This window comes from Bacteroides rodentium JCM 16496 (genome assembly GCF_000614125.1).
In the GTDB taxonomy this organism is placed as follows: domain Bacteria; phylum Bacteroidota; class Bacteroidia; order Bacteroidales; family Bacteroidaceae; genus Bacteroides; species Bacteroides rodentium.
Map to the genome: position 1 here is coordinate 19,724 of NZ_BAKJ01000015.1, position 23,179 is coordinate 42,902.

17 protein-coding genes and 5 pseudogenes are annotated in these 23,179 nt (G+C 43.4%); 21 read left to right on the forward strand and 1 reads right to left on the reverse strand.

The window, feature by feature from the left end; all coding sequences use genetic code 11:
- Positions 1–12: 12 nt before the first annotated feature.
- From JCM16496_RS08675 to JCM16496_RS08775, 21 genes and pseudogenes are all read left to right on the forward strand, one after another.
- Positions 13–1,113: a glycosyltransferase family 4 protein gene (locus JCM16496_RS08675; RefSeq protein WP_025833651.1), complete on the forward strand. Its 1,101-nt coding sequence runs from the start codon at positions 13–15 to the stop codon at positions 1,111–1,113.
- On the forward strand, positions 1,110–2,384 hold the full coding sequence (locus JCM16496_RS08680; protein ID WP_025833653.1) for a nucleotide sugar dehydrogenase: 1,275 nt from the start codon (positions 1,110–1,112) through the stop codon (positions 2,382–2,384). Before JCM16496_RS08675 ends, JCM16496_RS08680 begins: the two co-directional genes overlap by 4 nt.
- 246 nt (positions 2,385–2,630) lie before the next feature.
- Positions 2,631–2,939, forward strand: coding sequence for an LbetaH domain-containing protein (locus JCM16496_RS08685; protein ID WP_159102444.1), 309 nt, complete (start codon positions 2,631–2,633; stop codon positions 2,937–2,939).
- Positions 2,936–4,051 carry a glycosyltransferase family 4 protein gene (locus tag JCM16496_RS08690; RefSeq protein ID WP_025833657.1) on the forward strand — a complete coding sequence of 372 codons (1,116 nt, stop codon included), beginning with the start codon at positions 2,936–2,938 and terminating at the stop codon, positions 4,049–4,051. The genes JCM16496_RS08685 and JCM16496_RS08690 overlap by 4 nt, the downstream gene beginning before the upstream one ends.
- 16 nt (positions 4,052–4,067) lie before the next feature.
- On the forward strand, positions 4,068–5,402 hold the full coding sequence (locus JCM16496_RS08695; RefSeq protein WP_128809511.1) for a hypothetical protein: 1,335 nt from the start codon (positions 4,068–4,070) through the stop codon (positions 5,400–5,402).
- Positions 5,399–6,607 carry a glycosyltransferase family 4 protein gene (locus JCM16496_RS08700; RefSeq protein WP_025833661.1) on the forward strand — a complete coding sequence of 403 codons (1,209 nt, stop codon included), beginning with the start codon at positions 5,399–5,401 and terminating at the stop codon, positions 6,605–6,607. Before JCM16496_RS08695 ends, JCM16496_RS08700 begins: the two co-directional genes overlap by 4 nt.
- Before the next feature lie 206 nt (positions 6,608–6,813).
- A complete protein-coding gene (locus tag JCM16496_RS08705; protein ID WP_159102445.1) occupies positions 6,814–7,509 on the forward strand; it encodes a phosphotransferase in 696 nt (231 codons plus the stop codon).
- An 8-nt stretch (positions 7,510–7,517) separates the two neighbouring features.
- The gene (locus JCM16496_RS08710) at positions 7,518–8,618 is read left to right on the forward strand and encodes a glycosyltransferase family 4 protein (protein ID WP_025833664.1); all 1,101 of its coding nucleotides are present in this window, start codon (positions 7,518–7,520) and stop codon (positions 8,616–8,618) included.
- Between the two features lie 104 nt (positions 8,619–8,722).
- Positions 8,723–9,393: pseudogene (locus JCM16496_RS25395) on the forward strand (WecB/TagA/CpsF family glycosyltransferase).
- A gap of 264 nt (positions 9,394–9,657) precedes the next feature.
- The gene (locus JCM16496_RS08720) at positions 9,658–9,915 is read left to right on the forward strand and encodes a hypothetical protein (RefSeq protein ID WP_025833666.1); all 258 of its coding nucleotides are present in this window, start codon (positions 9,658–9,660) and stop codon (positions 9,913–9,915) included.
- 178 nt (positions 9,916–10,093) lie between these two features.
- A pseudogene (gmd, locus tag JCM16496_RS08725) lies at positions 10,094–11,184 on the forward strand (GDP-mannose 4,6-dehydratase).
- 41 nt (positions 11,185–11,225) lie between these two features.
- Positions 11,226–11,836: pseudogene (locus tag JCM16496_RS24905) on the forward strand (GDP-L-fucose synthase family protein); the annotation flags it as partial.
- A gap of 18 nt (positions 11,837–11,854) precedes the next feature.
- Entirely contained in the window at positions 11,855–12,124 is a 270-nt protein-coding gene (locus JCM16496_RS24910; protein WP_369346656.1) for a Rossmann-fold NAD(P)-binding domain-containing protein, read from the forward strand.
- Between the two features lie 18 nt (positions 12,125–12,142).
- Positions 12,143–13,489, forward strand: coding sequence for a sugar phosphate nucleotidyltransferase (locus JCM16496_RS08735; RefSeq protein WP_008779495.1), 1,347 nt, complete (start codon positions 12,143–12,145; stop codon positions 13,487–13,489).
- Positions 13,490–13,813: 324 nt separating this feature from the next.
- On the forward strand, positions 13,814–16,087 hold the full coding sequence (locus JCM16496_RS08745; RefSeq protein WP_008779496.1) for a Helicase associated domain protein: 2,274 nt from the start codon (positions 13,814–13,816) through the stop codon (positions 16,085–16,087).
- 226 nt (positions 16,088–16,313) lie between these two features.
- A pseudogene (locus tag JCM16496_RS08750) lies at positions 16,314–18,627 on the forward strand (hybrid sensor histidine kinase/response regulator).
- Positions 18,602–19,910 (forward strand): annotated as a pseudogene (locus JCM16496_RS08755) (sigma-54-dependent transcriptional regulator). Before JCM16496_RS08750 ends, JCM16496_RS08755 begins: the two co-directional pseudogenes overlap by 26 nt.
- 306 nt (positions 19,911–20,216) lie before the next feature.
- On the forward strand, positions 20,217–20,633 hold the full coding sequence (locus tag JCM16496_RS08760; protein ID WP_025833677.1) for a hypothetical protein: 417 nt from the start codon (positions 20,217–20,219) through the stop codon (positions 20,631–20,633).
- A 216-nt stretch (positions 20,634–20,849) separates the two neighbouring features.
- Positions 20,850–21,167 carry a helix-turn-helix domain-containing protein gene (locus tag JCM16496_RS08765; RefSeq protein WP_008779500.1) on the forward strand — a complete coding sequence of 106 codons (318 nt, stop codon included), beginning with the start codon at positions 20,850–20,852 and terminating at the stop codon, positions 21,165–21,167.
- Positions 21,168–21,182: 15 nt separating this feature from the next.
- Positions 21,183–21,479, forward strand: coding sequence for a helix-turn-helix domain-containing protein (locus JCM16496_RS08770; RefSeq protein ID WP_008777759.1), 297 nt, complete (start codon positions 21,183–21,185; stop codon positions 21,477–21,479).
- A complete protein-coding gene (locus tag JCM16496_RS08775; RefSeq protein WP_005644200.1) occupies positions 21,476–21,787 on the forward strand; it encodes a helix-turn-helix domain-containing protein in 312 nt (103 codons plus the stop codon). Before JCM16496_RS08770 ends, JCM16496_RS08775 begins: the two co-directional genes overlap by 4 nt.
- A 68-nt stretch (positions 21,788–21,855) precedes the next feature.
- Here the strand turns inward: JCM16496_RS08775 and JCM16496_RS08780 are convergent, their stop codons facing one another.
- Positions 21,856–23,157, reverse strand: coding sequence for a site-specific integrase (locus JCM16496_RS08780; protein ID WP_008779502.1), 1,302 nt, complete (start codon positions 23,155–23,157; stop codon positions 21,856–21,858).
- Positions 23,158–23,179 lie beyond the last annotated feature (22 nt).

Here is a 23,179-nt window from a genome sequence, read left to right on the forward strand (position 1 = left end):
TAGTAGAGTAATATGGCTGTAAATGTATTGATCATCTCGTCTGCTATCAGTCCAAATGGAGGTACGATAGGCAAAATACGAAAACTTATAACTACATCCAATAGCATTAATTATTCTATCTATTTTGCGTGCAACAAACAGAATATAGCCAGTGCGAAGGAAGAAGACTGTTTTTATAGGTGCAATGGCATTAAAGCCTTTTATGGCGATTATGGGAGGAATCTGTTTCGTTTTGCTTGGGATATACATAATGTGGTAAAGCAGGAAAAAATAGATATTGTACATTTCTATTTTAATGTTGAACATTCATTTGTTTTGGTTTTAAGGCTATTGTGTCCCAAGACCATCTATGTTCGCTCTTTTGTCGGATATATTCCTCTGTCCGGGCTGCAAAAGAGGCTGATGTCACTGGCTATACGCATGGTTGATAATTATATCTATATATCCAAATACATAGAAGCTATGTATCAAAAAGATTTCAAGCAATTGAAATCAAAAAAAGGGACAATCATTTATAACTGTCCGGTGAATGTAGCTGAGGTTTCAAATAGTCAAGAAAGAAACCTTGTATTGTATGTAGGGGGACTCAATAGGCATAAGAACGTATTCCTTCTTGTTGAGATGATGAACCAAGTTGTGAATACATACAGACGTTCAGACATTATCCTGACAATCATTGGTGACGGACCATATCGTGAGGATTTAGAGAAGATGATACATGAGTACGGTGTTGCAGATAATGTCCGGCTGTTGGGATACAAGAAGAATATAGCGGATTATTTAAACAAAGCACAGATTTACGTGCATCCCGCAACAAACGAGGGATTTGGAATCAGTGTGGTAGAAGCTATGTTTATGAAATGTCCTTGCATGGTAGCGAATGCCTCGGCACTGCCCGAACTAATTGATGAGCATTGCGGATACATCCTGCCGCCATCGGATTCTACAGCCTGGGCAAAACAGTTGATAGCGATGGTAGATAATCCATCATTGTGTTGTAGGATGGGGGAAGAGGCCTCTAAAAGAGCACGAAAAATGTTTTCGGAAGAGGCGTTTGTCCATAATCACGACAATTATTATCGTAGTTTAATTAAAAGTAATCATAGACAATGAAAGAAATTGAAATTGCAGTAATCGGACTTGGTTATGTGGGATTGCCATTAGCAAGATTATTCTCCACCAAATTTAGAACAGTGGGATTTGATATGAACAAGGATCGGGTCGAGAGCCTGATGAGTGGACACGATGCAACTCTTGAGGTAGAAGATTCGTTGCTCCAAGAAGCGATTCAGAAGAATGGATTCAAATGTACCACTGACTTGGAAGATATAAGAGACTGCAACTTCTATGTCGTGGCAGTTCCAACTCCTGTGGATGAGAACAACCGACCCGACCTCAAACCATTGTGGGGTGCGAGCGAGACCGTGGGTAAGGTAATATCTAAGGGCGATATTGTGGTTTACGAATCCACTGTATATCCCGGTGTGACCGAAGAGGAATGTTTGCCCGTGGTGGAACGTGTGAGCGGATTAAAATTTAATGTTGATTTCTACGCCGGTTACAGTCCTGAACGCATCAATCCCGGTGATAAACTGCATACCGTCGAGAAAATAAAGAAAGTAACCTCGGGGTCTACACCCGAAATTGCCGATATCGTAGATAGTGTGTACAACTCAGTACTCATCAACGGCACGCATAAAGCACCTTCGATAAAAGTTGCAGAGGCATCGAAGATAATTGAGAACAGCCAGCGTGATGTAAACATTGCCTTTATGAACGAGTTGGCCAAAATATTCAATGCCATGGGAATCGACACGCATGATGTTATTGAAGCGGCAGCCTCGAAGTGGAATTTCATCAAGCTGAGCCCGGGTCTTGTGGGAGGACACTGTATCTCGGTTGACCCCTATTATCTGATTCAGAAAGCACAGGTGTATGGTGTGCTGCCACGTGTGATGTCGAATGCACGTCGCCTTAACGACGGCATGGGAGAGTATGTGGCACAACAGGTCATCAAACTGATGAATAAAAAAGGTGTGCTGGTAAAAGATGCGCATATCTTACTATTGGGCATCACATTCAAGGAGAATTGTCCTGATATCCGTAATACCAAAGTGGTGGATATTTATCATACACTAAAGGAATATACAGCCAATATGACTGTTTGTGACCCATGGGCTGATGCAGATGCTGTAAAGCATGAATACGGGATTAATATTGTCAAAGAAGTCATAAACGATGAAAAGTATGATGCAGTGGTACTTTGTGTGGCACATCATATATTCCTAAATATGGACATACGCAGTATGCTGCGTGATGAGACCAGCGTAGTGTATGATGTGAAAGGAGTGCTTGACCGTACAGTAATCGATGGGAGACTGTAATATGACAATACTCGATCTTATCAAGACAGATCTCGCAGCCATACACGCAAAGAGTGATATGTGGCATATCATCTTATACTCCCTTTTCAGTCATGATAAGCGTGCCTTACTCCTCATCAGATTAGCAAACCGGGGGGGGTAATTTCAAGGCTTTGCAAGCATATACTTAAACATTATTATTTTATAGAAGCTAATTGTAAGGATATTGGTCCTTATTTCCGGATGCCCCATCCTTATGGAATCATATTGAGTGCAGAAAAAATCGGTCAGAACTGTCTGATAGGGCAATATGTGACATTGGGTGGCAATAATTGCAAAGAACGCCTTGAGGGAGGAAAATGTATAAGGACCCCTATCGTAGGCGACAATGTAAATATCCTTGCAGGAAGTGTCGTGGCAGGACCAATTATTATTGGAAATGATGTAGTCATCGGATCCAATAGCACTGTTACGTTTGATGTAGAAGCCAATACCCTATTATACAATAGACCGATTGTATCAAAACATAAAATCATTGTCCCTGGCTATAAAGGGGCATTTATTAAGCAAGAATGAATCATACATCCCGTCTGTTAGTTTTCCATCGCACCATTGCGCCATACCGCATTGATTTCTTCAACGATTTGTCGGAGGCATTTGATGCGCGCGTGTGTCTACAGTACAAGAATCTGTTGAATCAGAAATTCGATTACGACAAGATAATCAAGCAGTTTCGTTTCAATCCCATCTATCTTAAAGAACTGGTACGTGTAAAATCGCTCATCATTAGCTGTAACTATTGGAAACAACTGGATGAACACCGCCCGGATGTTGTATTGGTCAGCGAGTTCGGTCTTGACTGCATTGCAGTGCTGTTGCATCGCTGGCTGAAACGAAGAGCATACAAGGTGGTATCGGTCTGTGACGATAGTTATAATATGGTGGCGGAATACAACGACTTCTCCGCACTGCACCGTCGACTCCGAAAATGGATAACTCCCAAATTGGATGAACTGATTCTGGTGGAACCGAAAGTGACGGAATGGTATAGAAACCACTATGGCAAAGGTTATTGTTTCCCTATATTGAAAGAAGACCATCAGGCTCGTGAGGTGTACAGTCGCCTGCTCCTTAAAAGCAAGATATTGGCAGAGCGGAATCGATTGACAGGCAAACGTGTGATTCTCTTTGTAGGTCGTTTGGTGACACTGAAGAATGTGGAGACGATAATTGAAGCATTCACCGCCATACAAACGGATGAGTGTGCTTTGGTGATTGTCGGTGACGGACCCGAGCGGAAGAAGTTGGAGCATTTGGTCGCTGGAAAAGATGCTCAAATTCTTTTTACAGGACGCTTGGAAGGCGATGAACTGTATGCTTGGTATAATATCGCAAGTACTTTTATATTAGCAAGTTACCAAGAGCCTTTCGGGACTGTGGTCAATGAAGCACTACTGGCAGGATGCAAGAGTCTTGTATCACGCCGCGCCGGATCGTCCTGCTTGATAGAAGAAGGAAAAAACGGATACACATTCGATCCAACTGATGTGAATGACTTAGTTGCAAAGTTGAAAAAACTGAACGCTAAAGTACAACCCGCTACTTTTGATACGTTACGATCGTCACAGATGAAACAGACCTATGGAGCGTCTATGCAAGGACTTATACATCATCTTAAGACTTTATAAAATCGACAATATAGGAATGAAACCGAATACTATTACCTTGTCGCTGTTCAGACTGCTGAACGAGCGGCAGGTCAGCTATTGTGTGCTACGCCACTACGAAGAATTGCCTGAATCGACAAATAAGAGTGATCTTGACATCTATGTAGCCCCCAAAGATCACAACGCTTTTATTCAGATTTTGGATGATGTGTGCAGAGAGACTGGGGCTAAATTGGTGTCATATAAAGCAGATAAAATGTGTCCACAGTTTGCATTGTGTGCATATCTATCTGGCTTGCAGATAGATATGTACGATGGCTTTGCAAACCATCGTACATGTGTTTACATAGATGAAGATATTATTACTGCCAACACGTTCGTCACAGAAAAGGGCATTCGGGCTCTCGCGCCTGAAGCTGATGGTTTGATGAGCTTTCTGAAGGAGACGTTGAATAATAAGAAATGCAAAGATGCCTATTGTCGGAAAGCGCAAACGAGCATAGCCGGAAAGGATGAAGCAACAATCAATCATATTCTGAAAGCTTTCTCGCCTAAAGTGAGAAAACTGATTGTTGATACGTTGCGAGAAGGACGCTTCGATAAGCGGCATATCAGAGAGGTGGGTATCGCTGCCTCCAATGATCTGCAGAGTATGGCTTCGCGCATACACTACTATCTCGGTCAGTTGGGTAAGCTGAAACGATTCGGGAAACCACTGGGTTACACCGTGGCTTTCCTTGGTACTGACGGCTCGGGGAAGAGTACTATCATAGAAGCCGTTACGCCTGTACTCGGCGAGGCATTCCACAAAGGCGTTCATTACGAGCATATGCGCCCCAACTACTTGCCTGCACTGGCAGTGCTAACGGGAAAGCGATGCAAAAACGCACCGCCGGTGGTGTGTAGCGACCCGCATGCAGGGAATACCTCGGGGGTCTTGGGTTCACTGTTGCGCATCAGCTATTACTGGATAGATTATACCTATGGTTATTTCAGAAAGATATATATGGACAAGGCGGTGAAAAATCACGTATGGATATTTGACCGCTATTTCTACGATTATATTAACGACCCTCAGCGTGCCTGTATCGGTTTGCCTAAATGGTTGCTGAAGTGCTATGGGCTGTTTGTACCAACTCCTGATCTTGTCATCTGCGTAGGTACAGACCCGGAGAAGATACACCAACGTAAGCCCGAACTGCCGATAGAAGAGGTGCGCCGACAAGTGGAGACACTGCGGAAGTTTGCCGATAAAAACCCTCGTGCCGTATGGGTAGATACGGGAGGCAGCATCGAGGAGAGCGTACATCAGTCCATGACGGCAATTCTCAACATGATGTCGAAACGATTTGAAAATATACCCCTCCGATGAAGATATTAGTCAGTTGTTACGCCTGTTCGCCCTACAAAGGGTCTGAACCGGGCATGGGATGGAACTTCGTGCGAGAGATAGCGCGAAGACATGAACTGCATATTTTGGTGGAAAGCAAGTTTCAAAATGATATAGAACGATACTTGGCGCAATACCCGAAAGAGTGCATCAATAAGCATTTCTATTTTATCACCAAGCAGCGTCATAAATTGCTTCGGAAATTATGGCCCCCTTCGTATTATTGGTTCTATCAGGAATGGCAAAGGAAAGCATACCGCAAAGCTTTGGATTTGGACAAGATACATCACTTTGATCTCGTTCACCAACTCAATATGGTGGGTTACCGTGAACCTGGCTATCTGTGGAAATTGGACAAGCCATTGGTGTGGGGACCTATCGGAGGATTCAACATCACTCCGTGGCGGATGCTCTGCTCCATGGGACTGAGAGGTGCGGTGTTCTATTTCTCACGGAATGTGATTAATCTGTGGCAGATGCATACCAATCGGCGCGTGAAAGCGGCAATGCAGTACGCCAAGGCTCTGATAGCCGCCACGCAGAATGAGGCTGATACAATAAAGGGGCTTTATGATCGTGAATCCACCATCATACCAGAGGTGGGGTTTTCGGGTAAAGGAGAGGTATACGCATCTTATGGCAAAAGTAAAGTATTGAAAATCTGCTGGTCCGGTCAATTTACACCCCGAAAGTCACTGAACCTGTTGATAGAGGCTGCGGCACAAGTGCAGTCTCCCATTGAACTGCACATCATCGGCAACGGAGCGTGCGAGAAGCGATGGAAAAAGATGGCGGCACGCTATTCTCAACTCCGAATTGAATGGTATGGATGGGTGGAGAAGGCAAAGGCTATGGTTATCATGCAAAAGTGCGACTTGTTTTGCATCACCAGCTTGTCAGACTTGACCTCCACCGTGCTATTGGAAGCACTTTCTTATGGATTGCCGACAATAGCATTGGATCATTGTGGCTTCACAAATGTAATAACAGATGAATGTGGTATCAAAATATCTATCCGTGGAAAAAGACAAGTGATAAAAGACATAGCTAAGGCTATAGATGAAATAGCAACAGACGATGAAAGAAGGAAGAGAATGTCTATTGCGGCCTATCGTCGTTCATTAGCGTATGGTTGGGAAGAGAAAGGCAGACAGATTGACCGAATTTACAAAAAAGTTTTAGAATGAAATACTATCGATTCAAAACATTCCGTACATCCTATTATTTCCCAAAAACAGATTTGCGGTCGAGATTCCTATACGGCATTTATCATCCATACGGGAGTCTGCCGGTGAGACTTTACTGGAAGATGTTCACGTCTTGCAAATGGGTACGTGCTCTATCTTCTATAGATGAAAGCCGATTGGATTTTCCTTACCGGAAGATTATGGATATGTGTCCGGAAAATGCTTTGGTTTCATTTAATTTGGGTACGCCGGGAGATGAACAGAAGATTTCCATGTTAGGGTATATTCCCGAAGAAAACAAAAGCTTTTTCGCCAAGTATTCTATCAAAGATAAGGCTAAAACCCTATCAAGGAATGAAATACGGGTTTTAAGGGAATTAGAGGGCAAGAATCTTTCTCCGGCATTGCTGAATGTTAAGGATAACGGTGAAGAAGTGTTCTTTGTCACTTCAAGAGTGTGTGGAAGAGCTTATTTTTCGTTTGACTTGTCCGACCAAATTCTAGATATACTTATTTCTTTAGGTGCAATCAAATTGGAAGATGATACAACAAGCGAGTTGGAGACTTGTCTTTCCCATGGTGATTTCTGTCCATGGAATATGTTGCAGGATAGTACGGAGATTCGGTTGATTGATTGGGAAATGGCGACTAACCGTCCTTTGGGTTACGACCTATTTCTATTCATTATACATACTCGGTTGGTGATGGGGGCTGATGAAAGTAAAATACTGGGACTGCTGAAAGAAAATGTCGATTATATTCTTAAATATTTCAGTGCGTTCAATATCTCCGACTATCGCCCTTATCTTCTTTCTTTCCTTACAACACGTTTGAAGAGTGAAAAGGATAAAGGGAACATACAAATGGCAAGATGTTATCAGCAAATACTTCTAAACATATAAACTGCGTTATGATGGCAAAAAAAAGGATTCTTTTTATCACTCCTCTTCCGCCTCCAGTTCACGGCTCTGCCATGATGAGCCAATACATTAAGGAGAGCAAGCTTATAAACGGGGCGTTTGATTGTGACTTTGTGAACCTTTCCACTTCACGACGGATGGATGAGATTGGCAAGAAGCCACTACTGAAAATGGTACGTTTTGTATGGGCTTATTGTTTAGTCTTAGAAAAATTGATTCACCGTCGTTATGACCTCTGTTACTTGGCAATAACCTGTCATGGAATAGGTTTTTTGAAAGATGCTCCGTTTGTGTTGCTATGTAAACTATTCGGAAAGAAGATCGTGATCCATCAGCATAATAAAGGGATGAGTCGGGATGTGGAGCGGTGGCCTTATCGTTGGCTGTTGCCTCTGGTTTATCGGAATACGAAAGTGATATTGCTTTCTTGGCGGTTGTATCCGGATATAGAGAGTGTGGTAAGAAAAGAGCAGGTATTGATTTGTCCTAACGGTATTCCGGAAGAGACGCATAGGATGAAAATCACATCTCATACCATTCCTTGTATTCTCTTTTTATCTAATCTACTGATAGATAAAGGTGTTTTAACTTTGTTGGATGCCTGCGAAATGCTGAAGAGCAAAGGGAATAAAATCATTTGCCGATTTGTTGGTGGCGAAACGAAAGACATAGACAGCAGAATGTTTGCAGAAGAAACAAAGAAACGCCGTATAGATGATTGCGTGTTTTACGTAGGAAAAAAATACGGTAAAGAAAAGGCAGAAGCGTTTGGCGATGCTGATATTTTCGTGCAACCCACGTTTGATGATTGTTTCCCATTGACGGTATTGGAAGCCATGCAATATAAGTTGCCAATAGTAGCTACAAGTCAAGGTGCCATTGCCGAAATGGTGGAACACGGTAAAACGGGATTAATTTGCCAAACGAAGGATGCGGCAGATTTGGCTGGGAAATTGAAAGTGTTATTGGATAATCCACAATTAAGATTACAATATGGGGAGGCTGGTTACGAATGTTTCAAATCCCGATATACGCTGGACAGGTTTGAAAAATGTATGGTTTCGTGTCTGTCTTTCTGCGTAAATGAATAACTAATATGCAAACTTATTTCAATATCCGTTACGAGTTCGATAAAGAACTTGTAAGAACTCGTATTGCCCAACAAGTGAAAAAGAAAGAGGCAGACTATATCTGTGTGGCCGACGGTGTGATACTGAATGTGGCAAATCGAAACCCTAACTATCTGAAAGTGGTGAATGGGGGAATGTTCTCTATCTGTGATAGCAGTTATGTCCCATTGTATATCCGTTGGATTTACGGAAAGCGGTATGAGCAATATTGCGGAAGCCAAATCTTCATGGATATTATCCGCAGCAAGAGATACCGGATGATTTTCATGGGAACTTCGCAAGCCACGCTGAAAGGTTTACAAAACAATCTACTGAAAGAAAATATAGACGTGAAGGATATGACATTTCTGGAACTTCCATATAGGACGGTAGAAGACTTTGATTATGAAAGTATTGCTAAAGACATAGAAGCGGATAAAGCCGACATTATATGGATAGCTTTGGGCGCTCCCAAGCAGGAGATATTTATGAGTCTACTGAAACCCCATTTGGAACGAGGGTGATGATTGCGGTGGGGGCTGTCTTCAAGTTTTATAGTGGAACGGACACCAAGCGTGCTCCGCAATGGATGATAAGATGGCATTTAGAATTCGCACATAGGATATTCAAGGAACCAAAAAAACAAATAAAACGGTGTAGCATGATTTTGTTGACATTGCCTAAACTGTTTATGAAAGAGATGATATGTAAGCATAGAAAAAAGATATGTAGAATAGAAAACGATACTATTGTCTGATTTGCTCCTTTCGTTATCCTCGACTGGGTTTTGTTAGCAGAAAACTGATAGCATTGGAATATTATGTGGATTCGGATATGATCACTACCATCACCAGACAAAAAATGTGAACAGACAAAGGAGGACAAACTATACGGTAGAAGCAAACGGAAAAGTCACGGTAACAGCAAACCAATTCACATCCTCCTCTCCGCTTTGTACTGCAACCAGTACTTAATTAATGACTTCTGAAACTCTCAACTGAGTGGGATAATCTATACGGGGGTGGTGACATATCGCTCCTTTCCGTATCCTAATTCTTACAAGATAGGTACAGATATTATCTCTTCCGGCGCAAGCAAGATTACTTCTTATCTGATAGAAATAGTGGTATGTATCGCAGGTTTTGGCGTGACAACAGCAACAGGTACTTATCTCATCAATATGACCTTACTGGTTGGTGCAGCCATGAGCATTAGCAACCAGCAGGAGGTGACCACGCTAATCGCATTTGCACTTGAGGGAATCGTTTTCGACAGATAGTACAGAACAGTGTATGTAATCACAAGAACCTGGATTCGTAATCATATAGGAGATGGAAATATCGGATAGATGTAAATGAATTTGATTACTTTACTGAAAAATATACTTAATAACTGATATTGTTGGAAGGTATTGTGCAATCATATATTTCGATACCCTCTAATTTATTTTTATAAACATGAAGAAAATAGCTTTAATTACTGGAATTACAGGGCAAGACGGTTCGTTTCTTGCAGAATTTTTGTTGGACAAAGGATACGATGTTCATGGTATTATCCGTCGTTCTTCGGTAGATTATCGGGAACGTATTGCTCATTTAGAGGGAAAACCTCATTTTCACTTGCACTATGCGGATATGGGGGACTCCATGTCTTTGGTGAAATTGGTTGGAAAAGTACAGCCTACGGAAATTTATAATTTGGCAGCGCAAAGCCATGTGCAGGTATCGTTTGATGCGCCTGAATTTACGGCTGATGTAGATGCGGTGGGGGTACTTCGTATCTTGGAAGCTGTTCGCACCAATCATTTGGAAGAGAGTTGTAAGATTTATCAGGCTTCCACTTCCGAACTTTATGGCAAGGTGGAGGAAGTCCCTCAGAATGAGAATACCCCGTTCCATCCTTATAGCCTTATGCTGTGGCTAAGCTTTATGGGTTTTGGATTGTGAAAGAGTATCGTGAGGCTTATAATATGTTCTGCTGTTCGGGCATCTTGTTTAACCATGAGAGCGAACGCCGTGGTGAGACTTTTGTGACACGCAAGATAACCCTTGCCGCCGCACGCATCGCACAAGGCAAGCAGGACTGCCTCTACCTGGGTAACTTGGATTCGCTGCGCGATTGGGGATATGCCAAAGATTATGTGGAATGTATGTGGTTGATTCTTCAGCAGGAGAAGCCGCAGGATTTCGTCATTGCAACAGGTGTACAGCATACTGTTCGTGAATTTGCAACATTGGCTTTTCATTATGCCGGCATTGAATTACGTTGGGAAGGTGAGGGGATTAACGAGAGAGGTATCGACGTGAAAACCGGTAAGGTACTGGTGGCAGTGAGTGAGGATTTTTACCGACCGACGGATGTTGTTAATTTGTGGGGAGATCCGACGAAAGCTAAGAATGAATTGGGCTGGAATCCGCAATCTACTTCTTTCGAGGAACTGGTAAAGATTATGGTCGCGCATGATATGCGAAAGGTGGCAGCGGAACATGTGGTCAGTGTAATGCATACCAACTTGGCTGAATACCTGGAGAAAGGGATTGTAAAATGATGGATAAGAACGCAAAAATATATGTGGCAGGACACAAGGGAATGGTGGGCTCTGCCATTGTCCGTGAGTTACATCGGCAAGGGTATATAAATATTATCACTCGTACTCATGCAGAGTTGGATCTGACACGGCAGAAAGCTGTTGAAAAATTCTTTGCAGAGGAAAAGCCGGAATATGTCTTTTTGGCAGCAGCCAAAGTAGGTGGCATCATTGCCAACCAATCTGCATTGGCTGATTTCATGTATGACAACATGATACTGGAGATGAATGTGATTCACGCAGCTTGGAAGAATGGCTGTAAAAAGTTGGAGTTCTTAGGCTCTTCATGTATTTACCCGCGTTTGGCTCCTCAACCCATGCCGGAGTCTTGTTTGCTGACATCAGAGTTGGAGAAAACGAATGAAGCGTATGCTTTGGCAAAAATCTCGGGCTTGAAATATTGTGAATTTTTGAATCGGCAATATGGTACGGATTTCATTAGCGTGATGCCTACTAATCTCTATGGTCCCAATGATAACTATCATTCTGAACATAGTCATGTACTTCCTGCTTTAATCCGCCGTTTCCACGAAGCAAAAGAGGCGGGTTTGAATGAAGTGACTTGCTGGGGCGACGGAAGCCGCTTCGGGAGTTTTTATATGTAGATGATCTGGCTAATCTGTGTGTGTTCTTGATGAATAACTATTCGGGGAATGAAACAGTAAATGCAGGAACTGGCAAAGAATTGACTATTAAATCCCTTACAGAATTGGTGGCTAAGGTTGTAGGATTTACAGGCGAAATCAAATGGGATACCTCACGTCCGAATGGCACACCCCGAAAGCTTTTGGATGTATCGAAAGCAACGGCTTTGGGGTGGTCTTACCAAACTGAATTGGAAGATGGTATCCGATTGGCTTATGATGATTTCCTGCATAATCCCATGCGTGCAGAAAGGTAACGATTTAAAACATTATTTATGCAAATTCTTTTATTATCCGGAGGCTCTGGGAAACGTCTTTGGCCTCTATCAAATAACAGTCGTTCCAAACAGTTTATAAAATTACTCAATTCTCCCGATGGTCAAAAAGAGTCGATGGTACAACGGGTTATTCGTCAATTGGGAGAATCCGATTTAAAAGGTCATGTAACCGTGGCTACCAGCTTGTCTCAGGCTGATGTTATTTACAATCAGCTGGGTGAATACATCGATGTAGTGGTGGAGCCAGAAAGACGTGATACATTTCCAGCCATTGCTTTGGCAGCTTCATATCTGAAATATGAGAAATCATGTGCCGATGAAGAAGTAGTTGTTGTTATGCCTTGTGACCCTTTTACGGAAGCTGGATATTTCAAAGTTATTGAGCAGATGGTGCATGCGGTGGATGACAATGTAGCCGAGCTGGTTCTTATGGGGATTACTCCAACCTATCCATCTGCTAAATATGGATATGTAGTGCCTGATGAATCGAAACTGAAAGGTGGAATCTTTTCGGTCAAACGGTTTACGGAAAAGCCGAATGTAGCTACAGCGGAATATCTTATAAAAGAAAATGCATTTTGGAACGGTGGCGTATTTGCTTTTAAGTTGGGATATATGATGAATATTGTGGAGCAATATATCCGGGCTGTTTCTTTTTCGGAAATCCGTAACAGATATAGTGAATTCCCCAAAATCAGTTTCGATTATGAGGTGGCAGAAAAGGCCAAATTGGTAGCAGTAGTTCCTTTCTCTGGCAAATGGAAAGATTTAGGGACTTGGAATACACTTACAGATGAGTTGGAAGACCATGTAATCGGTAATGTTATCACTGATGGAGAGGCAGAAAATACACATATCATTAATGAATTGGATCTTCCGATTATGTGTATAGGAACCAAAGATTTGGTGATTGCAGCATCGAATGACGGTATTTTAATTTCCGAAAAGAGCAAGAGCGAGAACATAAAAAAATACGCAGACCGGCTACAGTGTTGTCCAATGTATGAGGAAAGACATTGGGGAGAATACAAGATTATTCATAATGTTCAATATTCAGATGGCTTTCAATCGTTGACGAAGCAATTGATTATAAAGGCAGGAAAAAGTCTCACATATCAAGCTCATCATCTACGGAAAGAGGTATGGACGGTTGTTGACGGAGAGGGACTGTTGGCTATAGAAGGAAAAATTACCCCAGTTAAGCAGGGAGATACTGTTTGTATCCTTCAAGATATGCGCCACGGTCTAAAAGCCATAAATGACTTGACCCTGATAGAAACGCAAACCGGAAGCGATCTTCTTGAAGATGATGTGGAATTGTTTGATTGGAATTGGCAAAAGTAGCTACAAAGTTTGGCGAGAACTTCCAGATAATCAAATCCGATTAAATATTTTACACAAAATTTAGAATTATAAAAGGCAAGGGCTTTTGTGATTCTTCCATTGATTATGAAAATCGAGTTTATGGGAGAATCAAAATTTATATTGCATTCCAAAAATGCAAATGTTCAGTGGATAGTATCAAAATATTCCGGTGTTAATCCATTAAGAATTTATCTTATGCTATTTCGTATGGGAATGAAGAAAGAACAAGAAGTGTTGGAACAAACTGCGTCTTGTACATCACTTTTTGTTCTTTTGATATCTTGAAAACATTGATTGTATAACATGGTTTCTTCGTTATCGGTTTATTATCGAAAACTTGCTTATCACGTAATAGAATCGGACGGCTTCCTATGGGTCGGATTCAAGCCGGGAATGGTACATTTTATTGCTAAAGAGGTTTGGAATATTCGCCCCTTGACCCGAACGGACGTTGAGAGATATTATGAGGAGTTTACAGTATTAACCCAAGGTAAAGGGAGTCTTTATTTTCGGATTGTAGCTCATGGTGGATTTCTGAAAGAGGCGTTGGTTTATGAGTTGCATGGTTTGACTGTTTCTGACGACAACTACCTCAGAAGCCTTAATTCCGGCAGACATGTAGAACTTTACCCGCATAACGAGAAAGCTTATCGTGCTATTATAAAAGGCTTTGAACAGCATCGTATCGGTACCGTTGTGCAAGCGACCGGGACGGGAAAGTCATATCTGCTGGCTCGTTATATATCAGAACATGCCACAGAACGAATTTGCGTATTTGCTCCAAATGTCACAATCCTGGAGGAGATCAAAAAGGCGGTAGGCTTTACCTCTCCTTATATCTGCTATCGAACGTTTCAGTCATTGATATATTATCGAAAAAATGATAAACAACTCAAAGCAGATCATATTTTGATTGATGAGTTTCATCATTTCGGTGCAGAAATATGGGGGGCTGCTTTGCAGGAGGTAATTGAATCCAATCCGCAGGCCTATATATTAGGAACATCGGCCACTCCTATTCGCCCGGAGGGAATGATTGATACGGTGGATCTTTATTTCGAGGGAAATCTGTTTTATGAACTTACCTTACCTCAGGCTTGGTATTACCGTATTTTACCAGTCCCAATCCTGGTACAAAGTGCCTATGGATTAGACGGTGAACTGAATCGTTTACAAAAGCGATTGGATCGAAGCGGATGTTCAATTCGACGAAAAGAACAAGTCCAAAAGAAACTGGATGTGGCTCGCGTTGATTTTAAAGGGGCGTTAGGAGCTCCTGAGGTAATCCGAAAGTTCTTGCCCAAAGATGTATGTAAACTGCTGGTTTTTTGCCGTGATCTTACCGACCTGAAACAGATGGTTCCTGAGGTGTGTGGCTGGCTGACACAAGCCGGACGGGTAATCATACCATTTGAGATCCATCACACTCAAAGCGAACGGACTAATAATCAAATACTAAAGGCTTTCCAAAAAGAATCTGGGAAATTGCATGTATTGTTCTCTGTCAATATGCTGATAGAAGGACTGCATGTGGAGGGCATAGATGCCGTCTTGTTTCTACGGCGGACAGAATCCTATATTGTTACCCTGCAACAGCTGGGCCGTTGCTTGGATGCCGGAAGCGGGAAACAGCCTGTCGTATTGGATTTTGTGAACAACCTATCGGGCAAATCTGTATATGACATGATGGCCTTGCACATGGAACGCCTTGCCTGTCAGCCTTCACCCAAGGGATTTGAAGGGGTGACCTCTTTTCTGACCACAGGTTTCCTATCAGACATACGGCTTCGTATTGAGGAGATATTGACAGAGTTGGAACCTTGGCAGATCATGTATGAGAGGCTTATTGAGTTCCGTAAGAAAGAAAATGACTGGCCTTCGGTTACAGAGGGGAAGCTGGGCTTGTGGTGCAATACGCAGCGCATGGCTTACAAACGGGGAAGACTCTCGGAGGAGCGTTACAAACTGCTGGAGTCTGTCGGCTTTGAATGGAACTTGCTGGATTCAAACTGGATGAAGGAATTCCAATCATTGAAAGTCTTCTTTGCGACTCAAGGCCGCTGGCCCAAACGGGAGGATGGAGCTTTGGCTACCTGGTGTTATACTCAACGGGAAAGACGCAAGAAAGGACGTTTGAGCAAAGAACGTATTCGTGTGTTGGATGAGATCGGATTTGTGTGGAGTCAGGACTTGAACGGTGAATGGATGAAAAATTATGAAGCGTTGAAAATCTTTCTTGACAAACAGCAGCGCTTTCCCAAATCAGCCGAAGGTTATTTGGGCGAGTGGTGCAGTAGACAGCGGAAAATGCGCAAGCAAGGGAAACTTTCCCCTGATCGTCAAACACTATTAGATCGAATAGGATTTGTCTGGTCGGTGGAGCAGATCTGGCGAAGCTACTTGGAACAGTTGCACCAGTTTCATGTCCAAAATGGGCGGTGGCCTGGATGTCGTGAAGGGGCGTTGGGGCGTTGGTGTACGGTTCAAAGACGGAATTATCGAAGAGGAAGCTTGTCGGATCAAAAAATCGCCCAATTGGAACAAATAGGATTTATACCCTTGAAAGGAGACAAGTAATACAGAAGAAATGGAAATACTCTCATTTCATACGAAACAATAGAGTTTCCGCAGCCTTATTATCGCAGTTCAAAGTACACTATGATTTTAGAATACAATATACCCAATCGCTTTTCGTACTAATAGGCATATTACCGTTTATACAAGCCACCCTTAAATTTCGGATAGAAGGACTGGTTGCTTTCCACATACATATAGTGTCTAAATAAACAGCAAATATTGATAAATGAGTATTCAATATAAAATCATCTTTGGATATATGGTGTTGATTGTGGCTATAATCGGTATGATTATAATCATGGTACGTGAGCGGAATAGGGTTTTGGTGATTGAAACTGAGGCACAAACAATTCATCGGGTTCAACACAATGGAAATATAGTCCAGCATCACATCACGATTCTCTCAACTTATGGTGAAACAGCCCTTTCTTGGGAAGAGGAGGATTTTGCGAACTATCATTCTCTTCGTCTGCATATCGATTCCATGTTGCAGGCCATGCACAAGGGGTATGAGGAATTTGTCAGCCAAAGTCAAATAGACTCGCTGCGCTATCTATTATCCAGTAAAGAAGAGCATTTATACCAAATTATGCAACTTTTCCATAGTCAGAACAGTCAGGAAGGTATGCAATTCTCTCATTTACCAGCGGAAGCTCAACCGCGTACTGTTATTCGTAAAAAGAAAGGTTTTACAGGATTTTTAGGGGCAAAAGAAACTCTGGAGATAGTTCCTTCCGCATCTACAATTCTCAAGACATTGAACAAGGAATTGCTATCCATGCAGGAAGAACGGCAGGAAAGTATCAATGCTTATACCGATAGCCTTCGCAACCACAACAAGGAACTCAACCGAAAGCTTCGCCATCTGATAACCACGATGAACAACCAGACAGAACGTGTACTTGAAGCGAAGGAATGTCATCTTAGAGAATCTTACAACCGTTCCATATGTGTCATCTCCTGGCTGATTATCTCTGCCATTATTCTGCTTGTCATATCCTATCTGATTATTCAAAAAGATTTACGGGAAAAGGCAAGAACAAGGAAGCGTTTGGAAGATACGATACAACAAAACACTGCGCTGTTGGAAATGCGCAAGAATATTATCCTGACCATATCGCATGACATACGTGCCCCTTTGAATGTCATTGACGGCAGTGCCGATCTGGCAATGGATACACGTGAAAAGAAACGGAGGAATATCCATCTGAATAATATAAGGAGGGTGTGCAAGCATGTGGTACATCTGCTTAACAACCTGTTGGATGTGTACCGGTTAAACGAGGCGAAAGAAATACGGAACGATGTCCCATTCGACCTGCATGAATTATTGGAACGTACCGCTGCCGGTTTTTCTCATATAATCAATAATAAGGGTATCCTGTTCAATTGTGATTTTAAGGATACGGAAGTCAAGTTATATGGTGATGCAGACCGCATAGAACAGATTATAGACAATCTGCTTACCAATGCAGTTAAGTTCACGGAGACCGGCACAATCAATTTCAATGTGCACTATCTCAATGGACTGCTGGTCATGGAAATAGTGGATACCGGTGTTGGTATGAGTGAGGAGACACTTTCCCGTATCTTTCGTCCTTTTGAACGCCAGACCTCTGCAACCAATGCGGACGGATTCGGATTGGGGCTTCCGATCACGCAAGGACTTGTCAATCTTCTTGATGGGACAATAGAAGTAACAAGTTTGATTAATTGTGGAAGCACATTTCGTGTGACCCTTCCCATGCCGGAAACGGATGAACCGTTGGAAAGCGAAAAACATGTCCCGGCGCATTTCACACACCTGCATCACAATGTACTTGTTATTGATGACGACAGTATGTTGCAAGCTGTCATTAAAGAAATGTTAGAGCGTAATGGCATGACCTGTACAACTTGTACCACAGTCAAAGAGGTAGTAAAAGCCATGCGGGAAAAAGATTATGACCTGTTGCTTACAGATATCCTGATGCCTTACACCAACGGGTTTGAATTGTTGACTTTGTTACGTAACTCAAGTATTGGCAATTCAAAGACTATACCCATTGTCGCTATGACTGCACGTGGAGAGAAGGAGAAAGATGCTTTTTTGAATGTCGGATTTACAGCCTGTATTTATAAGCCGTTCTCATCTACAGAATTGATCGGTCTGTTGTCAACTATAGAAAGAGGTTGCCCTGACAAAAAGCATGATGTAGATTTCAGCATGATGTTGTGTGAGGTGAGCGATAAGATAAAATTATTATGTTCCTTTATTGACCAGTCGAAAAAAGATGTTGAAGAACTCAATTCGGCCATAGAAAATTGTAATAGGAAGAAATTGCGTGAAACGGTTCACCGTATGCTGCCGATGTGGGAATTATTACATAATGAAGAAATGTTGTTCGCTTATCGTTCCCTTTTAAAAGATGAAAGGGCCAGTGACACTGCTTTAAAAGAATATACTCAACGGATAATAAATCATACCGATATGTTGATGGCAGCAGCAAAAAATGAAATGAAAAAGACAGACAAATGAAACGGAAAATACTGATAGTTGAAGACAATATCAGCCTGTCTCAGATGCAGAAGGACTGGTTTGCACAAGCTGGTTATGATGTCGTGACAGCTATGAACGAACCGATAGCCCGTTCACTGATACGCAAAATACAATTTGATCTGATTCTATCGGACGTACGTCTACCCGAAGGACGGAATATCTCTACTGGAATGGCTGCGCAAGGAAAGAAAGGATATTCCTTTCATCATCACGACCGAGTATGTGTCGGTTCCCGATGTGGTGCGCACTATTAAGTTGGGAGCGATAGACTACCTTCCCAAGCCGGTACGCAAGGAACATCTGCTGGAACTGGCAGAAGATGTGTTCCGCCCCATGGTTACGGTACGGAAACAGGAAAAGGTACTGTTTCACCGTACAAGTCCGAAGATCCTACAAGTGGAGAAACTTGCCAGACTGGTAGCTCCATCGGAAATGTCGGTGATGGTACTTGGTGCCAACGGTACAGGGAAGGAGTCGGTGGCACAGAGCATCCATCTGGGCAGCGAACGCCGGGAGATGCCTTTCGTGGCGGTGAACTGCGGGGCACTGCCACGTGAACTGGCCGCCTCGTTGTTCTTCGGTCACGAGAAAGGGGCATTTACCGGTGCCGACACCGCCAAGACCGGATATTTCGACATGGCGAAAGGCGGAACTCTGTTTCTGGACGAGATAGGTACAATGTCCTATGAGATTCAGTCCATGTTGCTGCGCGTGTTACAGGAGAATACCTATACTCCGATAGGCAGTGACAAGGAACGGGTAGCGGACGTGCGTATCGTTACCGCCACAAATGAGAATTTGCAACTGGCCATCAAGGAAGGGCGGTTCAGGGAAGACCTTTACCACCGCCTTTGCGAATTCGAGATACGTCAGCCTTCATTGGCGGAATGTCCGGAAGACATCATCCCTTTGGCTGAGTTTTTCCGTGAACGCCATTCGAAAGAACTGAAAAGGGAAACACAAGGCTTTACGGAAGATGCCAAGCGCAGGATGCTTACCTATTCATGGCCGGGCAATGTCCGGGACTTACAGAACCGGATCAAACGTGCTGTATTGATTGCGGAGACTCCGATGCTGGATATGGAAGGATTGGATATTGAGATCCGCCAAAGTGGAGATACGCACTCCCCGGTAATTCAGCCGTTGAAGGATGAGTCATTGGAGAAAATGAAAATTATCAATGCTCTTAAAGCTTGCAACGGACACCGGGAACAGGCTGCCGCACTGCTGAACATCAACCCAGCAACACTGTACCGGAAGATGAAGAAATACGGGGTGAAATAAAAATGAGCCTGCCGTTAGTGCAAATCTCACTGAATATGTGTACATTTGCAAACAAATAGAGAAAAATCGACATATTGTCTCTAAGACAATTGCTGACTGTATATGACATAAGACCGCAAGGTGTTTCTAATGGGAATCTGGAAAATTAACATTGAAAGGAACTATTGCGTGATTGCTTATGCTATGCCTACGCATAGCGTGCATTCACCTATTCCTTTCAAAGGCATTCCAGAGCCTCCATTAGAAGTAGCGTGTTTGCACGCTTCTTTTTTTGACGGCTTACGGTCCGGTATCAAAACAGAATTTATGCCAAAAGTCCAAGCTGTAACGGCGATGACACTGGACGGCTTCCTGCCGGAAACCGACAACGTGCTGATGCGATGGGTAATGAACCACAGGAAAGGTTTTGCCCGTTGGCGGGAGCGTTGTGATGCCCGGATTTTACCCCATTACATACTAGACCTTCTTTGTGAAAAAGACACTAAAGGCGATTCCTTTATCTACCTGGCAGAAGTTTCTGATGCAGAAACATTGGATCTCCTGCGTGGCCTCTTCCATTACAATCTTGTGGAAGAACTTATTATCTACCTTTTTCCTTATTCCGCCGGCAAAGGGAATTCCATACAGGCCATCTTTCCCGTCCGGCAATGGCAGTTACACAAGGCCGTTGTCCTGCCTGGTGGCATCTGCCGTCTGATTTATCGTAATCCTTGCAGGATGTAACTTGCAGATTGCGAGAATCCTTGCATCCTGCAAGGTTAATTTCCCATCAAATATTTCTCCTTTATTTTTTTATTGTGCTGTATTTCAACGGAATAGCTATGTCATTTCGTGAAATACAGAGCCATTGGCACGCCGTTAGCCCTATATCATAATATAACCTGTTGCGCGACAAGGTGTAACCAGTCAATTATTTACACTTTAAAGACAGACCGTATTATGATACAGACAGACCGTGAGACCTTCCAGATGATGCTTCATCAGATTATGGAAAGGTTCGACAGGATTGAAGACAGGCTGAGCCGTATGAACCGCCAGACCTCTGCGCTTGACGGAGACAAGCTGCTGGACAATCAGGACATGTGCGAGCTGCTCAGCATTACCAAACGCACTCTCGCGCGGTACCGCCAGAAGAAACTCGTGACCTATTACATGATAGACGGGCGTACCTATTACAAGTCCTCCGAGGTCGAGGCGTTCCTCAACCAAAAGGGCAGGCGTTTGCCGGCGAGACTGAAAAAACAGATGGAAAATTAATATAAATGAAAGAATATGGAACTTGTATGTATTGACAAACAGACTTTTGAAGAACTGCGTGTCCGTTTTTGCGAATTTGAGGACCGGGTGACACGCCTGTGCCGTCCGGTCGAGGATCTCGGCCTGAAAAACTGGCTGGACAACCAGGAGGTGTGCGACGTACTCCGCATCAACAAAAAGACCCTTCAGGCGTATCGTGCCAAAGGTCTCCTTCCTTTCAGTCGCATCAAGAACAAGCTTTTCTACAAACCGGAAGATATACGGAGATTATTGGAATTGAGTTACCACCCTTTAATAAAGAGCAAATTATGAGCTATCATTTTATAGACAAGAAAGACCCACGCATTGACGTGATGTTCCAGGGACTGGAGAAAATGGAGAGGATGCTTTCAGTAATGGAAGATGTACCGAGATCACTCTTCAACGGTGAACGTTTCCTTACGGACGAGGAACTTTCCAAAGTCCTGCGGGTAAGCAGGCGTACATTGCAGGAATACCGTACATTCGGTGTAATCCCTTACTATCTGGTACAGGGGAAGGCACTCTATAAAGAGTCCGATATCATGAAAATACTGGACGATGCCTACAAACGGTGCCGGGAGGAACAGCGCTGGGTATAGTACTGCTTCTTTAATCAAGCACGGAGAAACTGCCCGGCTGACAGCAGGCAGTTTCTCCGTTTTCCATTTCATACAGCCGGTGATTTTATTTTCCGCTTTTTCCTGACGGTGAAATCCTCCTCGCAAAGGTCTATCCTGTTTCCGAAACCTGTGGACCTCAACCGTTTCATGTCCTCGTCCACTTTCGTGTCCGTAACCTGCGCGTAAATCTGCGTGGTGGAAATAGAGGTATGTCCCATCATCCGGCTTACCGTCTCTATCGGAACGCCGAGCGAAAGGGTGATGTGGGTACCGAAATTATGCCGGGCCTGGTGAAAGGTCAAATCAAAACCATATACCTGCCCCAATTCCCTAGTCAACAGGATAAAATACCTGCGGGCATAAATATTGAACACCTTGTCTCCGCTTCTTTGGCCGCGGTATTTCTCTATGATTTGAAGAGGAATATCCAGCAGACGGACAGAAGAGAGCGTATCGGTCTTTTTCCGGTGGATATGAATCCACCATGTGCCGTCGCCGGTCTGCGTGATGTCCTTGTCCGAAAGCCGTTTCAGATCCGCATACGCCAGTCCGGTAAAGGTTGAAAAGATGAACATATCCCGCACGAATTGCAGTTGCGGTTTCTCCACCGGAGTGGTCATGAGTGTTTTAAGGTCTTCCAGTTTCATGTGGCGGCTCTTCCTTTTGGGCAGTTCGGGATGCAGGCGGCAATAAGGGTCGCGTCGCAACGTGCCCTGGCTCACAGCCCGCATCGTGAGCTTTTTCAAACGGTACAGGTGTTCATGCACGCTTTTGGGTTTCAGGTTGCGGTCAGTCCGCAGGAATACCTCGAAATCGTCATAAAACGTCCGGTCAAGGCTTCGCAGCGTCACATCTTCCACGCCTTTCTTTTCCCGGACAAAAGCGGAAAGATGCTTGTAGGAACGCTGATAGGAGTCGTATGTTTCCTGTATGCGGTCTATCCCGACCCGTTTCCTGAACTCCTCGTTATGCTCCTTGAAAAGAGCCAGCAGGGTAAGCGGTTTCTGTCCGATACCCTTGACTGCGTTTTTGACCAGTTCAGCCGTGATGAACCCCAGGCTGTTTCTTATCCGCTCATAATGTCCGGCAATCTCACGTGTCAGGTCATCTATGGCACGGTTCACGGTAACGGCATTCTCGCTCCTTCCGTTGGCACGGCCTTTCTCCGGATTCCAGATGCCCGGATTGACAGAGACTTTGGTTCCTATCTGTGCCCATTCGGCATCAATGCTCACCTTGCACAATAGCTGGCACATTCCGTCCTTTCGCACTTTCGTGCGGTTAATATAAAACAGCACGGCAAAAGTGCTGCGTCGTTTGACATTCTGTTTTTCAGTATTCTTTTCCATATTCTTTCCATTTAAAAGGTTA

Coding starts and splice junctions, on each gene's coding strand:
- JCM16496_RS08675 (WP_025833651.1), top strand. CDS start 13: ATGGCTGTAAATGTATTGATCATCTCGTCTGCTATCAGTCCAAATGGA.
- JCM16496_RS08680 (WP_025833653.1), top strand. CDS start 1,110: ATGAAAGAAATTGAAATTGCAGTAATCGGACTTGGTTATGTGGGATTG.
- JCM16496_RS08690 (WP_025833657.1), top strand. CDS start 2,936: ATGAATCATACATCCCGTCTGTTAGTTTTCCATCGCACCATTGCGCCA.
- JCM16496_RS08695 (WP_128809511.1), top strand. CDS start 4,068: ATGAAACCGAATACTATTACCTTGTCGCTGTTCAGACTGCTGAACGAG.
- JCM16496_RS08700 (WP_025833661.1), top strand. CDS start 5,399: ATGAAGATATTAGTCAGTTGTTACGCCTGTTCGCCCTACAAAGGGTCT.
- JCM16496_RS08705 (WP_159102445.1), top strand. CDS start 6,814: ATGTGTCCGGAAAATGCTTTGGTTTCATTTAATTTGGGTACGCCGGGA.
- JCM16496_RS08710 (WP_025833664.1), top strand. CDS start 7,518: ATGATGGCAAAAAAAAGGATTCTTTTTATCACTCCTCTTCCGCCTCCA.
- JCM16496_RS08735 (WP_008779495.1), top strand. CDS start 12,143: ATGCAAATTCTTTTATTATCCGGAGGCTCTGGGAAACGTCTTTGGCCT.
- JCM16496_RS08745 (WP_008779496.1), top strand. CDS start 13,814: ATGGTTTCTTCGTTATCGGTTTATTATCGAAAACTTGCTTATCACGTA.
- JCM16496_RS08760 (WP_025833677.1), top strand. CDS start 20,217: ATGCCAAAAGTCCAAGCTGTAACGGCGATGACACTGGACGGCTTCCTG.
- JCM16496_RS08765 (WP_008779500.1), top strand. CDS start 20,850: ATGATACAGACAGACCGTGAGACCTTCCAGATGATGCTTCATCAGATT.
- JCM16496_RS08770 (WP_008777759.1), top strand. CDS start 21,183: ATGGAACTTGTATGTATTGACAAACAGACTTTTGAAGAACTGCGTGTC.
- JCM16496_RS08775 (WP_005644200.1), top strand. CDS start 21,476: ATGAGCTATCATTTTATAGACAAGAAAGACCCACGCATTGACGTGATG.
- JCM16496_RS08780 (WP_008779502.1), bottom strand. CDS start 23,157: ATGGAAAAGAATACTGAAAAACAGAATGTCAAACGACGCAGCACTTTT.